The organism is Paracoccus sp. (in: a-proteobacteria), from assembly GCF_039808215.1.
Lineage (GTDB): Bacteria > Pseudomonadota > Alphaproteobacteria > Rhodobacterales > Rhodobacteraceae > Paracoccus.
The window spans coordinates 23,264-35,621 of sequence record NZ_JBDHSP010000031.1 but is presented as its reverse complement, the minus strand read 5'-3'; the positions used below and the strand labels follow the sequence as shown (position 1 = coordinate 35,621).

General features: G+C 68.7%; 13 protein-coding genes. 6 read left to right on the top strand and 7 right to left on the bottom strand.

The window, feature by feature from the left end; genetic code table 11:
- Positions 1-75 precede the first annotated feature (75 nt).
- The 5 genes from WMK75_RS11355 to WMK75_RS11335 are packed head-to-tail and all read right to left on the bottom strand — an operon-like array spanning position 76 to position 5,344.
- Positions 76-768, bottom strand: coding sequence for a 2'-5' RNA ligase family protein (locus tag WMK75_RS11355; RefSeq protein ID WP_347267788.1), 693 nt, complete (start codon positions 766-768; stop codon positions 76-78).
- On the bottom strand, positions 758-1,402 hold the full coding sequence (locus WMK75_RS11350; RefSeq protein ID WP_347267787.1) for an LUD domain-containing protein: 645 nt from the start codon (positions 1,400-1,402) through the stop codon (positions 758-760). Before WMK75_RS11350 ends, WMK75_RS11355 begins: the two co-directional genes overlap by 11 nt.
- Complete coding sequence (locus tag WMK75_RS11345) at positions 1,399-2,823, bottom strand: lactate utilization protein B (RefSeq protein WP_347267786.1); 1,425 nt, start codon at positions 2,821-2,823, stop codon at positions 1,399-1,401. The genes WMK75_RS11350 and WMK75_RS11345 overlap by 4 nt, the downstream gene beginning before the upstream one ends.
- A gap of 3 nt (positions 2,824-2,826) precedes the next feature.
- Entirely contained in the window at positions 2,827-3,594 is a 768-nt protein-coding gene (locus tag WMK75_RS11340) for a (Fe-S)-binding protein (protein WP_347267785.1), read from the bottom strand.
- A 13-nt stretch (positions 3,595-3,607) separates the two neighbouring features.
- Positions 3,608-5,344, bottom strand: coding sequence for an L-lactate permease (locus WMK75_RS11335; RefSeq protein ID WP_347267784.1), 1,737 nt, complete (start codon positions 5,342-5,344; stop codon positions 3,608-3,610).
- 410 nt (positions 5,345-5,754) lie between these two features.
- Between WMK75_RS11335 and WMK75_RS11330 the strand changes: the two genes are divergently transcribed.
- Together WMK75_RS11330 and WMK75_RS11325 are read left to right on the top strand one after the other, a co-directional pair.
- Positions 5,755-6,528 (top strand): FCD domain-containing protein, encoded by a 774-nt coding sequence (locus WMK75_RS11330; protein WP_347267783.1) that lies wholly within the window; start codon positions 5,755-5,757, stop codon positions 6,526-6,528.
- Positions 6,529-6,606: 78 nt separating this feature from the next.
- The gene (locus WMK75_RS11325; RefSeq protein WP_347267782.1) at positions 6,607-6,864 is read left to right on the top strand and encodes a hypothetical protein; all 258 of its coding nucleotides are present in this window, start codon (positions 6,607-6,609) and stop codon (positions 6,862-6,864) included.
- A 30-nt stretch (positions 6,865-6,894) separates the two neighbouring features.
- Here the strand turns inward: WMK75_RS11325 and efp are convergent, their stop codons facing one another.
- The gene (efp, locus tag WMK75_RS11320; RefSeq protein WP_347267781.1) at positions 6,895-7,461 is read right to left on the bottom strand and encodes an elongation factor P; all 567 of its coding nucleotides are present in this window, start codon (positions 7,459-7,461) and stop codon (positions 6,895-6,897) included.
- A 131-nt stretch (positions 7,462-7,592) separates the two neighbouring features.
- On the opposite strand from efp, the gene epmA reads away from it, so the two are divergent.
- Positions 7,593-8,639, top strand: a complete 1,047-nt coding sequence (epmA, locus tag WMK75_RS11315) for an EF-P lysine aminoacylase EpmA (RefSeq protein WP_347267780.1) — start codon at positions 7,593-7,595, stop codon at positions 8,637-8,639.
- A gap of 79 nt (positions 8,640-8,718) precedes the next feature.
- Entirely contained in the window at positions 8,719-9,996 is a 1,278-nt protein-coding gene (locus tag WMK75_RS11310) for a lytic murein transglycosylase (RefSeq protein WP_347267779.1), read from the top strand.
- A gap of 61 nt (positions 9,997-10,057) precedes the next feature.
- Here WMK75_RS11310 and WMK75_RS11305 read toward each other — a convergent pair whose 3' ends face one another.
- Positions 10,058-10,339 carry a zf-TFIIB domain-containing protein gene (locus WMK75_RS11305; RefSeq protein WP_347267778.1) on the bottom strand — a complete coding sequence of 94 codons (282 nt, stop codon included), beginning with the start codon at positions 10,337-10,339 and terminating at the stop codon, positions 10,058-10,060.
- Between the two features lie 169 nt (positions 10,340-10,508).
- Here WMK75_RS11305 and WMK75_RS11300 point away from each other — a divergent pair, with 169 nt between their 5' ends.
- Positions 10,509-11,213: a GntR family transcriptional regulator gene (locus tag WMK75_RS11300; RefSeq protein WP_347267777.1), complete on the top strand. Its 705-nt coding sequence runs from the start codon at positions 10,509-10,511 to the stop codon at positions 11,211-11,213.
- Positions 11,214-11,318: 105 nt separating this feature from the next.
- Positions 11,319-12,281 carry a dihydrodipicolinate synthase family protein gene (locus tag WMK75_RS11295; RefSeq protein ID WP_347267776.1) on the top strand — a complete coding sequence of 321 codons (963 nt, stop codon included), beginning with the start codon at positions 11,319-11,321 and terminating at the stop codon, positions 12,279-12,281.
- Positions 12,282-12,358 lie beyond the last annotated feature (77 nt).

Here is a 12,358-nt window from a genome sequence, read left to right as displayed (position 1 = left end):
TCCAGCGCGTGGGCTGACATCACCGGGGAAAGGGGGAACTGCGGCCCGGTTCCGACTTCTACAACAACGCCCGTTTCAGGGGAAAACTTGTTCGTGGTCTTGCTCATGATGCTCCATCCTACTCAAGAGTTGGAGCCTCCGGCAAACCCGGCGCGGTTCATTCTTCCCCGACAGCCCGTTCTGATCCCCGCCCTGACCGGGGCCCCGCGTCTCGGCCAGCGGCCAATGCGCCAGCGCCATGTGCCGGCCAAGCCCCTGCAGGCTGTCGATCAGCGTCAGCCGGTCCACATGCCAGCGCAGCGGGGGCACCGGGATGCCGCCCGGCGGCAGCGGCTTGCCATAGGCCAGCGTCACATGCGGGCGCACCTCGTGCAGCGCCACGCCCAGCCCGGCATCGGCCAGCAGATGCCACAGATGCTGGCACAGCGCGTCCGGCGCCGGGTTTTCCCCGGCCGAGGTCAGAACCAGCGGCCGGTCGCGCCGCCGCGGCGGCCCGAACGTATCGATCAGGTCCAGCCGCAGGTCGAAGGCCGGAAAACGCAGCCCGGCCAGCGGGCGTTTCAGCGCCTCGACCATGGCGGCGTCCAGATGCGGGCAGCGCAGCAGCGGCAGGATGGTCATGTGCAGTCGGTTGCGGCGAAAGCGCTCGCTTCGGCCGAGGCGCTTCCAGGCGCGCTCGATCTGCAGCGCCACCTCGGGCGGGGGCTGCGCCGCCAGCAGCAGGAAATGCTCGCGCGGCGTGCCGGCGGGCACTGGCTCAGCCGGCATCGCCGATCAGGATGACATGCAGAAAGCCCGGCCCATGCGCGCCGCGCACATAGCTGCCCTCGATGTCGGTGGTGCCCGAAGGCCCGGTGATCAGCACCGCATTGCGCGGGATGTCCGCCGTGCCAAGGCGCGCAGCGTAATCCTCGAGATAGGGCAGCAGTTTCGCCTCGGGCAGCAGCACGACGTGGTGCAGCGGCAGGAAGGACAGCAGGATCGGCGAGTTCGGTCCGGAATGGATGACCAGCGAGCCGCCCTCGGCGATGCCCCACAGCGCAAGGCACAGCGATGCCGGCTCATCGGGGGCGATGCCGGCGTGGGTATCCATTCCCGACCAGTCGAGTGCCGCCAGTGCCGGGTCGGGCTGCAGCGCCAGCCGCCGGCCAAGGCCCTGCGCCTCCAGATAGGCGCGCACCGCCGCCGGCGCGGCGGCCATGTCGGGAATGCGGTCGATGGTGGTTCCCAGCGCCGTGGCCTTGGCGGCAAAGGCCTCGGGCAGGGTGGCGCCGGCAAGGCGCGGGCGGCTTTCGTCGGGATCGGCCAGAAGCGCTGCCGCCTCAGCGGCGATATCCGCGGCCGGTCGCGCCGGGCCGGTCGCGGCGCGGATGGCAGAAAGGATGGTGTCGCGGGCGGTCATCGGCTTTTCCCCTTGCGCGCCTGCTCGGCGCGATACTGTTCCATGAAGGTGCGGCCCGAGGGGCGCGGCATGTCGCGGTAATCGGTCCAGCCCCCGGCCATCGGCAGCCGCGAGATCCAGCCCCGGCGCCCGAACAGCCGCAGCACCCGCACGCCGATGCGGCTGGAGAGGCGGTAAAGTGCCGGTCGGCGCGCCACCCAGGCCCAGATGCCGACGCCGGCGCGCACCGATCCGGGCTCGAGCCGCTCGCGCCAGCTGCGGATGCGCCAGGCGCGCAGCAGCGTCGGGATCGGGATGCCGACCGGGCAGACCTCCTGGCAGCGGCCGTTCATGGTGCAGACATGCGGCAGGTCGCGCGATTGCGCCAGACCGTCCAGCACCGGTGTCAGCACCGCGCCCATCGGCCCGGGATAGGTGCCGCCGTAAGCATGGCCGCCGATCTGGCGATAGACCACGCAATGGTTCATGCAGGCGCCGCAGCGGATGCAGCGCAGCATCTCGCGGAATTCGTCGGCCAGCATGCGGGTGCGGCCGTTGTCGACCAGCACGATATGCATCTCTTCGGGGCCGTCGGCGTCGCCCGGGCGTTTCGGTCCGGCGTGGAAGGTGGTGTATTGCGTCAGCTCGCCGCCGGTGGCCGAGCGCACGAGGATGCGCAGAAGTGCTACGGCATGCGCGGTCGAGGGCACCAGCTTTTCGATGCCGGCGGTGACGATGTGGATGCGCGGCGGCGTGGTGGTCAGCTCGGCATTGCCCTCATTGGTGACGGTGCAGGTGGCGCCGGTGTCGGCGACCAGGAAATTCGCCCCCGAGATGCCGACATCGGCGCCAAGGAACTTGGCGCGCAGCTGCGTGCGGGCGCTTTGCACCATGGTCGCCGGGTCCTCGGCGGCGGGGGGCGGGTGGTGGCCGGTGCGAAAAAGCTCGGCCACCTGTTCGCGGGTGCGGTGCATCGCCGGCCAGATGATATGCGAGGGCGCCTCGCCGGCCAGCTGGATGATATGTTCGGCCAGGTCGGTCTCCACCCGCTCGATGCCGGCATCGGCCAGGGCGTGCGGCAGGCCGATTTCCTCGCCCAGCATGGATTTCGAGCGCGTGACCAGCTTCGCCTTCGCGTCAAGGCAGATGCGGGTGACGATGGCGCGGGCCTCGGCGTCGTCCACGGCCCAATGCACCTGCGCGCCGGTGGCACTGGCGTTTCGCTCGAACATTTCCAGATAATGCCCGAGGTTGGCGACCACATGATCCTTGATTGCCTTGCCGCGGGCGCGGGCGGCATCGAACTCGGGGAAGGCGGCGATGGCGGCGGCGCGCTTGCGTTCCGCATTGCCGGTGGTGCGCTCGATCGCCGTCTTCAGCGTCCTGTCGGCCAGCGCGGCCCTGGCGCGCGTCTTGAACGGGGGCAGGGGGGTGTCGTGCATGGCTCAGCCCTCCTCGCCGATGGCGGGGCCGTCTGCGCGGCCGGCCAGAACCTCGATGGTGTGATAGCAGCGCGTCTTCGCGCCGCGGCGGTTCAGCTTGCCGGCCATGTTCATCAGGCAGCCCAGATCGCCGGCCAGCAGGATGTCGGCGCCGCTGCGTTCGACGGCTTCGGCCTTTTCATTGACGATGGCGTTCGAGACGGCGGAATATTTCACGCAGAAGGTGCCGCCGAAGCCGCAGCAGACATCGTTGCCCTCAAGCCCGCGCATCTCCAGCCCCGCGACCTCGGCCAGCAGCGCGCGGGGCTGCGCCGCGACGCCCAGTTCGCGCAGGCCCGAGCAGCTGTCGTGATAGGTGACCGAGGCATCCAGCCTGCGGCCCCGGGGCAGAAATCCCATGACATCGACCAGAAAGCTGGTGATTTCATGGGTGCGGGCCGACATGGCCCTGGCGCGGGCGGCCCATTCAGGGTCGCCCGCCAGCAGTTCCGGATAGCCGTGCACGATCGTTCCGGCGCAGGACCCCGAGGGCAGCACGACATAGTCGTAGCCCTCGAAGGCGGCGATGGTCTGGCGTGCCAGCGCCGCCGTGGCGGCCTCGTCGCCGCTGTTCAGCGCCGGCTGGCCGCAGCAGGTCTGCGTCTGCGGCACCTCGACCCGGCAGCCGGCCTCTTCGAGCAGTTCGAGGGCGGCAAAGCCGATCTGCGGGCGGATGGCATCCACGAGGCAGGTCACGAACAGACCTACGGTCGGGTTTGGCTTTCCGGTCATGGCTGTCCTTGCCTCACTTCGCGGGGGTTGCCGGTTCTGCGGTTGTGGCGGCGGCCGGTTCTGCTGCCGGGGCCTCGACCACCGGGGCCGCGACCTCGGGGACCATGCGGGTGAATGGCTCGACATAGGCCTGCGCCATCACCAGACAGCCCACCATGGCCGCCAGCGCGATCGAGTGGAAGAACACGAAGCGCAGGATCGAACCCTCATGCCCGTACCACTTGGTCGCGGTCGAGGCGACGACGATGGACTGCGCGTCGATCATCTTGCCCATGACCCCGCCCGACGAGTTGGCGGCCGCCATCAGCACCGGGTTCAGGTTCAGCTGCTGCGCCGTGACCTTCTGCAGTCCGCCGAACAGCACGTTCGAGGCGGTGTCCGAGCCGGTCACCGCAACGCCCAGCCAGCCGAGCAGCGTGCCGAAGAACGGATAGAGCCAGCCGGCATTGGCGAAGGCAAGGCCCATGGTCGCATCAAGCCCCGAGTAGCGGGTGACATAGCCAAGCGCCAGCATGCAGGCGATGGTCAGAAGCGAGAAGCGGATCATCCAGAAGGTCTTGAGATACATCCGTACCAGCCCGACCGGGCTGTAGCCCAGCAGGAAGCCCGAGACGAGCGCGGCCAGCAGGATGCCGGTGCCGGTCATCGACAAGAGGTTGAAGTTATAGACCGCCGCCTCGATATGGGCCTCCATGGCGACCGGCGGCACCTTCTGCACCACGCCGTCAAGGCCCGAGACCGGGATCTTGACGCTGAAGATCGAATCGAGCAGCACCTTGATCTGCGGCATGCCCCACAGAAAGACAAAGACCGTCAGGATGATCCAGGGCATCCAGGCCTTGGCCACGGAACGTCCGGCCGCGGCATCGGCGCTGGCGTCGCTCTGGTCCTCGACATGGTCCGAGGACCAGTCGCGCGGCGCGTCGGTGATCGGCCGCGCCGGGTGCCAGACGCGCAGGAACAGCGCCAGCGCCAGCATCGAGCAGAGCGCCGCCACGATGTCTACCAGCCAGGGCCCGTGGAAGTTCGACACCAGATATTGCGGGATGGCAAAGGACACGCCCGCCACCAGCAGCGCCGGCCAGACCTCCATCATGCGGCGGAAGCCGACGAAGGCCCAGATCAGCCAGAAGGGCACGATCACCGAGAAGAACGGCAACTGCCGCCCGATCATCGCCGACAGGTCCATCAGGTCGAGGCCGGTGACGGCGGCCAGCGCGATCACCGGCGATCCCAGCGCCCCGAAGGCCACCGGCGCGGTATTGGCGATCAGCGACAGGCCGGCAGCCGAGAGCGGCGAAAAGCCCAGCCCCATCAGCATGGCGGCGGTGACCGCCACCGGGGTGCCGAAACCCGCCGCCCCCTCGAAGAAGGCGCCGAAGCTGAAGGCGATGAACAGCAGCTGCATGCGCCGGTCGTCCGAAATGGAGCGGATCGAGTGGCGCAGCACGTCGAACTCGCCCTTCTCGTTGGTCAGCTGGTAAAGGAAGATGACGTTGAGAATGATCCAGCCGATGGGCATCAGGCCGAAACCGGCGCCATAAACCGCCGACATCAGCGCCGGGCCGGCCGGCATGCCAAAGCCGATGATCGCCACCGCAAGTGCGGTAACGAGGCCGAGCGCCGCTGCGACATGGGCGCGAATCTCGAAGATGCCGATCGCGCCCAGAAGCACCAGGACCGGGATGGCGGCGGCCAGGGTCGACAACAGCATGTTGCCGAACGGGTCGTATATCTGTGACCAGATCATGAGGGTTTCCTTGTGAGGGCCGGTGCGGCTGCCCAAGGGGGCAGGGCGCCGGCGCGGTTCGGCCGGTGGTCTGCAGTTGCTGATTCGGGGTGCGGGTCAGGGCCGCGGCGATGCTGCCGCGGCGGATCTGGCGGGCGCGCGGGCGCCGGTGCCCGGGGGCTGATGCGGGTCATGGCTGTTCCTCCGGTTGTGCGGGGGGCAAAGCCTTCCCGGGCATCCTAGCGCGATCCGCAAAAATCGCAAAGCCTGCTGCGCAGTTGCGCGCAGGTGCTGATTGCGGTCGGACTGGGATGCCTCTCCCCCCGGCATGGTCGGTAAAATGGTTTTACCAGATCGGTCAAGCGGAAAATCCATTGCACCAGGGCGGCTGCCACGGCTAGATGGCGCCACCGGCACGGCAGGAGAGAGGCATGAGCGGCGAAGTGGACAGGGCGCCACCGGCGGCGGAAAGCACCGCGCGCCATATCGAGGACCTGATTCTCGAGGGCTCGTTGCGGCCGGGCGATCCCCTGCTGCCTGAACGCGAGATGGCGCTGCGGCTGAACGTCTCGCGCCCGACGCTGCGCCAGGGCATCCGCATGCTCGAGGCGCGCGGGCTGATCGTCGCCGACCCCGGCGGCGGCCGGCGCGTCGCGCCTCTGGCCGCCAGCATCACCGATCCGCTGATCGAGCTGATGGCCTCGCGCGCCGAGGTGGTGGACGATTACCTGGAACTGCGCGCCCGGCTTGAGGGCATGGCCGCGGCACTGGCGGCGCGGCGTGCCAATGCCGTCGACCGCGCGGCGCTGATCGGCTGCATGGCGCGCATCGACGAGGCCCATGCCCGCGGCGATGCCGAGGCCGAGGCCGAGGCCGATGTGGCGCTGCATCTGGCGCTTTACGAGGCCAGCCACAATGTCGTGCTGCTGCAGCTGATGCGCGCCCTGGCCGGCATGCTGCGCCGCGGGGTGTTTCACAGCCGCGAACGGCTTTACGCCCGCGCCGAGGTGCGCGAGCCGCTGCTGGCCCAGCACCGCGCCCTGATCGATGCGGTGCTGGCGGGCGATGCCGAGGCGGCCGGCCGCGCCGCCGAGGCGCATACGGATTATGTGCGCCGCGCCCTGGCCGAGGTCGCCGCCGCCGATGCGCGCCTGCAGGTGTCCCTGCGCCGCATCGAGGGCGGCAAGCTGACCCCGCGCGACTGAGCGGGCTTCGCGCGGGGTGCGATCCGTGCCATGCTGCCCGCGGCCCGCACCGGGCCGGTTTCAGGAAAGGAACGGCCGATGCGGGATCTGGCGGCCGAGCTGCTTGCGCTCGAGGGGCGGGTGATCGCGCATCGCCGGGTGCTGATGCGGCTGCTGGCGCTGGCGCCGCCCGCGGCGCAGGCCGGGATGCTGGACTGGCTCGAAGAGCGCCAGCTGATGCATGACGGCCAGGAGGACCCGGGCGCCGTCCCCGCCGAGGGCGCGGCGCTGGAACTGGCGCTGGCCGACGAGCTGCGCCTGCTGCATGCCGATCTGGCGGCGCGTCAGCGGCGCTGAACCGCGCCGCGACATGGCTGCGTGCGGGGCTCAGCCCTTGGCGCGCTCGACATAGGTCAGGTCGGCGGTGTTGATGATCACCCGGGTGCCGACGCCGATATGCGGCGGCACCATGATGCGCACGCCGTTATGCGCCACCGCCGGCTTGTAGCTTGACGACGCGGTCTGGCCCTTCACCACCGGCTCGGTCTCGACCACCTCGACAGTGACCTTCTGCGGCAGTTCCAGCGCGATGGCGACGCCGTTATGCACCTGCAGGAACACCTTGATACCATCCTCGAGGAAGACCTTGTCCTCGCCCACCACATCGGCCGCGACCGTGACCTGTTCGTAGCTGGCCGGCTCCATGAAGTGGAAACCCTCGCCGTCCTCATAGAGGAAATCATATTCGCGCTCGTCGACATGGGCGCGCTCGACCTGTTCGGTGGTCTTCCAGCGTTCCGAGACCTTGTTGCCGTCGGCGATGCGGCGCAGGTCGACCTGGGTGGTCGGCGTGCCCTTGCCGGGGTGGAAGTTGGTCGCCGTCAGGACGACGTGAAGCTTGCCGTCGATCTCGACGACATTGCCCTTGCGAAGGCTGGATGCGATGACTTTCAAGGCTGATCCCTTGTCTGCTATTCACGTTGGGGGGTGGCCGGCGCTGCGAAATCCGGCAATGATGCCGCTCCATAGCGTTTTCCGCCGACCTGCGCCAGTCTCAAGCGGAAAGCCCCGGCAAGGAGCGCCGCATGAGTGCAAGCAAGGCCAGCCCCTGGTGGGACCGCGACCGCCACGCCGGCCGACGGCCGCTGCTGCTGACCCGAAACCGCATCCAGTCCGGCATCCGCGACTGGCTTTTCGCCCAAGGATTCCTTGAAGTCGATCCGGCCGCCCTGGCCACCAGCCCGGGCAACGAGGCGCATCTGCATGCCTTCGCCACCGCCATGATCGGCAATGACGGCGCGGCGCGGGCGATGTATCTGCACACCAGCCCGGAATTTGCCATGAAAAAGCTGCTGGCTGCGGGCGAGGAGCGCATCTTTGCCTTTGCCCATGTCTGGCGCAACCGCGAGCGCGGGCCGCTGCACAGCCCGGAATTCACCATGCTGGAATGGTATCGCGCCGGCGAGGATTACCGCCGCCTGTTTGCCGATTGCGCGCAATACCTGCGTCTCGCCGCCGGGGCCGCCGGGGCCGAGGTGTTGCGCTTTCGCGGCAGGACCTGCGACCCCTTTGCCGCGCCCGATGTGCTTAGTGTGGCCGAGGCGTTTCGCGAATTCGCCGGGATCGACCTGCTGGCCACCTGCGACGGCGCGCAGACCGACGCGCGCGGCTTGCGCGCCCAGGCGCAGGCGCGGGGCATCCGGCTGGGTGCGGATGACGGCTGGTCGGACATGCTCTCGCGCATCCTGGTCGAAAGGGTCGAGCCGCATCTGGGCCAGGGCCGGCCGCTGATCCTCGACCGCTATCCTGCTGCCGAGGCGGCGCTGGCGCGGCGCTGCGCGGATGATGCGCGCGAGGCCGAGCGGTTCGAGCTTTACGCCTGCGGCGTCGAACTGGCGAACGGCTTCGGCGAGTTGACCGACCCCGCCGAGCAGCGCCGCCGCTTTCAGCTGGAAATGGACGAGAAGCAGCGCGTCCATGGCGAGCGCTATCCTCTGGACGAGGATTTCCTGGCGGCGCTGGCGCAGATGCCGCCGGCCGCGGGCTGCGCGCTGGGGTTCGACCGGCTGGTGCTGCTGGCGACCGGCGCCCCGCGCCTCGACGAGGTGATCTGGACGCCGCTGCCCGAATAGCGCCGGCGGCGGATTTCCGGCTTCCGGTGCCGGCGCCGCGGCGCTAGTCTGCGACAAAAACATCGGGCAAGGGGCAGAGATGCGGATTTCAATGCGGGTATCGGTGGCGCTATGCGCCTTGGCGCTGGTTCTGGGCGGTTGCGGCGGTGGCCAGGGGCCCGGCGCCGGCGTGCCGCAGCAGCGGCAGGAGATCAAATGGGGGCGCAACCAGAACCCGCCCGCCGCCAAGGTCGCGGGGCTCGAGAACTGGGTCGAGGGCTTCAAGGCCGGCGCGCGCCGCGAAGGCATCAGCGACGCCACGCTGGCGCTGGCGTTTCGCGACGTGACCTACAACCCCGAGGCGGTGAAGCGCAGCCAGAACCAGGCCGAGTTCAAGAAACCGCTCTGGGAATATCTCGAGAATGCGGTGTCGGAAAAGCGGCAGGTGAACGGCCGCGCGGCGCTGGCGCGCCATGGCGGCGTGCTGTCCGGGGTCGAGGGTGCCTACGGCGTCGACAAGGAGGTGGTCACCGCCGTCTGGGGCATGGAATCGACCTATGGCGAACGCCGGGGCGATCTGCCGCTGATCGAATCCCTCGCCACCCTGGGCTATGAGGGCTATCGCGGCGATTTCTTCCGCAAGCAGCTGATGGCGGCGCTGAGGATCCTGCAGGCGGGCGACATCGACCCCGGGCACATGACCGGCAGCTGGGCCGGCGCCATGGGGCACACGCAATTCATCCCCACCACCTATCTGGCCTATGCCGCCGATTTCACCGGCGACGGCCGGCGCGACATCTGGTCGGACAATCCGGCCGATGCGCTGGCCTCGACGGCGAACTACCTGGCGAAATCGGGCTGGCAGCACGGGCTGCCGGCGGCGGTCGAGGTGACGATCCCCGCCGGTTTCGACACCGGCCTGGCCGGCAAGGGCCGCAAGCGCAGCGTGGCGGAATGGCAGGCCATGGGCGTGCGCCAGGCCACTTCGCGCCCGCTGCCGCCCGCCGGCACGCCGGTCGAGTTGATCCTGCCCGGCGGCCGCAGTGGCGCGGCCTTTCTGATCACCCGCAATTTCCACGCCATCCTGCGCTACAACAATGCCGACAGCTATGCGCTGGCGGTGGCGCATCTGGCGGACCGGCTGAAGGGCTATCCGGGGCTGGCCAATCCCTGGCCGGCCGATCACCCCGGCCTGCGCCTTGAGCAGCGCAAGGAAATGCAGCAGTTGCTGAGCGCGCGCGGCTTCGACACCCAGGGCGTCGATGGCAATGTCGGCTCGAACACGATCAGCGCCATCCGTGCCTATCAGGCCGCGCGCGGGCTGCCGGTGACGGGCGAGCCCTCGGCCGATCTTCTGGCCGAATTGCGCCGCGGCTGATCCGGGACCCGCCGGGCGCGCGCGCCCGGCGGCTGCCCGCGCCGATCAGAAAACGTGCAGGTCAGAAATCGAACAGATCGCCGAGAAAGCTTTCGCGGCGCTTGCGCTTGTGGCGATAGTCGTGGTCGTCGTCACGATAGCGGTCGTGATCGTCGCGGGCACGCTGCGGCTCGGGGCGGGCGGCCGGCGCCGGTGCGGCGCTGGTCGCGGGCAGGCTGCGCTCGATGATCTTGTCAAGCTCGCCGCGGTCCAGCCAGACGCCGCGACAGGCGGGGCAATAGTCGATCTCGATGCCCTGGCGTTCGCTCATCACGAGGTCGGTGTTGTCGGTCGGACATTTCATGCGTTGTTCTCCCAAAAGGTCGTGCAGAAGTTAGGTGCGGCGCGGCCAAATGCCAGAGCGGGGCGGTCAGAAAATGCCCCGCGCCGCCGCAGCCGGCGATTGAACGCCGCGATCCGTCAATGTATTCTTTATGTCGACTGACGATCCGGCAACCGCAGGAGCAAGCGCCATGGCCAGGGCCACCACCGAGACCTTTCCCGAACGCAAGCGCGGCGCCGGCGTCAAGCTGGTCTATGACCTGTTGCGCGACGAGATCCTGGATCTGGTGCTGCCCCCCGGCAGCCTGATCGACGAGGTGCAGCTGGCCGAGCGCTTTGGCATGTCGCGCACCCCGATCCGCGAGGCGCTGGTGCGGCTTTCGGGCGAGGGACTGGTCGAGACGCTGCCCAACCGCTCGACCATGGTGGCCAATATCGATTTCCTGAACCTGCACACCTTCTTTGACGCGATCACGTTGATGTATCGCGTCACCACGCGGCTGGCGGCGCAATACCACCGCCCCGAGGATCTGGCGGTGATCCGCGGCCATCAGGCGAAATTCGCCGCCGCCGTCGCCGCCCAGGATGCGCTGGCGATGATCGCCACCAACCGCGACTTTCACGCCGCCATCGCCGAGGCCGGGCGCAACCCCTATTTCACCAGCCTGTTCCTGCGGGTGCTGGACGAGGGCCGGCGCATCCTGCGGCTTTACTACCAGTCCTATGACGACCGCCTGCCGCAGGAATATGTCGATGAGCACGAGGCGATCATCCAGGCCATCGCCGCGCGCGATCTTGACCTGTGTGACCGGCTGGCGCGCCAGCATGCCGACCAGATCGTGCGCCAGATCCAGCAGTTCTTTGCCCGCGACCAGCGTCAGGATCTCAGCCTGTGAGCGGCGCCGAATTTATGTCGACAAATAAAATACAATGCATATGATGGGTGGCGACAGAATCGGCAGCCCCCGGCCCGCCGTCAACCGCCCAGAGGAGTTCCCCAGATGAAGACCGAGATTTTCACCGGCGTCATTCCCGCGCTGATGACACCCTGCAAGCCCGACCGCACCCCGGATTATGACGCGCTGGTGCGCAAGGGTCAGCAGATGATCGCGGCCGGCATGTCGGCGGTGGTCTATTGCGGCTCGATGGGGGACTGGCCGCTGCTGACCGATGCGCAGCGCATGGAGGGCGTCGAGCGCCTGGTCAAGGCCGGGCTGCCGGTCATCGTCGGCACCGGCGCGGTCAGCCCGGCGCTGGCCGTGGCCCATGCCGCGCATGCGCAAAAGGTCGGCGCCGCCGGGCTGATGGTCATTCCGCGCGTGCTGTCGCGCGGTGCCTCCAGCGCGGCGCAGCGCCACCATTTCAAGGCGATCCTCGCCGCGGCGCCGGACCTGCCGGCGGTGATCTACAACAGCCCCTATTACGGCTTCGAGACCAAGGCCGACCTGTTCTTCGCCCTGCGCGCCGAACATCCGAATCTGGTCGGCTTCAAGGAATTCGGCGGCGCCAAGGCGATGAGCTATGCCGCGGAACACATCTCCAGTGCCGGAGACGGGGTGATCCTGATGGCCGGCGTCGATACCGGCGTCTATCACGGCTATGTCAAATGCGGCGCCACCGGCACGATCACCGGCATCGGCAACGTGCTGCCCCGCGAGGTGCTGCATTTCGTCGCCCTCGCCAAGGCGGCGGCGCGCGGCGAGGTCGATGCCCGTGCGCGCGCGCAGGAACTGGGCGAGGCGCTGGAGGTGCTCTCGACCTGGGACGAGGGTTGCGACCTGGTGCTTTACTACAAGCACATGCTGGTGGTCCTGGGCGACAAGGAATATGCCCGGCATTTCAACGAAACGGACGGGCTTTCGCCCAGCCAGCGTGCCTGGGCCGAACTGCAATTGGCGCAGTTCCAGGCCTGGTATGGCGAATGGAGCCAGCAACCCGGCGCGGTGCAGACATACAAGGTCTGACCGGGCAGGCCCCCGCAAGGGGGCGGCCCGCGGCCTCCTTTCACGGCGGCAGGTCCCGGGCCTGCCGCCGTTTCGCC

Coding starts and splice junctions, on each gene's coding strand:
- WMK75_RS11345 (WP_347267786.1), bottom strand. CDS start 2,823: ATGCACGACACCCCCCTGCCCCCGTTCAAGACGCGCGCCAGGGCCGCG.
- WMK75_RS11355 (WP_347267788.1), bottom strand. CDS start 768: ATGCCGGCTGAGCCAGTGCCCGCCGGCACGCCGCGCGAGCATTTCCTG.
- WMK75_RS11295 (WP_347267776.1), top strand. CDS start 11,319: ATGAAGACCGAGATTTTCACCGGCGTCATTCCCGCGCTGATGACACCC.
- WMK75_RS11335 (WP_347267784.1), bottom strand. CDS start 5,344: ATGATCTGGTCACAGATATACGACCCGTTCGGCAACATGCTGTTGTCG.
- WMK75_RS11300 (WP_347267777.1), top strand. CDS start 10,509: ATGGCCAGGGCCACCACCGAGACCTTTCCCGAACGCAAGCGCGGCGCC.
- WMK75_RS11350 (WP_347267787.1), bottom strand. CDS start 1,402: ATGACCGCCCGCGACACCATCCTTTCTGCCATCCGCGCCGCGACCGGC.
- WMK75_RS11330 (WP_347267783.1), top strand. CDS start 5,755: ATGAGCGGCGAAGTGGACAGGGCGCCACCGGCGGCGGAAAGCACCGCG.
- epmA (WP_347267780.1), top strand. CDS start 7,593: ATGAGTGCAAGCAAGGCCAGCCCCTGGTGGGACCGCGACCGCCACGCC.
- WMK75_RS11325 (WP_347267782.1), top strand. CDS start 6,607: ATGCGGGATCTGGCGGCCGAGCTGCTTGCGCTCGAGGGGCGGGTGATC.
- WMK75_RS11305 (WP_347267778.1), bottom strand. CDS start 10,339: ATGAAATGTCCGACCGACAACACCGACCTCGTGATGAGCGAACGCCAG.
- WMK75_RS11340 (WP_347267785.1), bottom strand. CDS start 3,594: ATGACCGGAAAGCCAAACCCGACCGTAGGTCTGTTCGTGACCTGCCTC.
- WMK75_RS11310 (WP_347267779.1), top strand. CDS start 8,719: ATGCGGATTTCAATGCGGGTATCGGTGGCGCTATGCGCCTTGGCGCTG.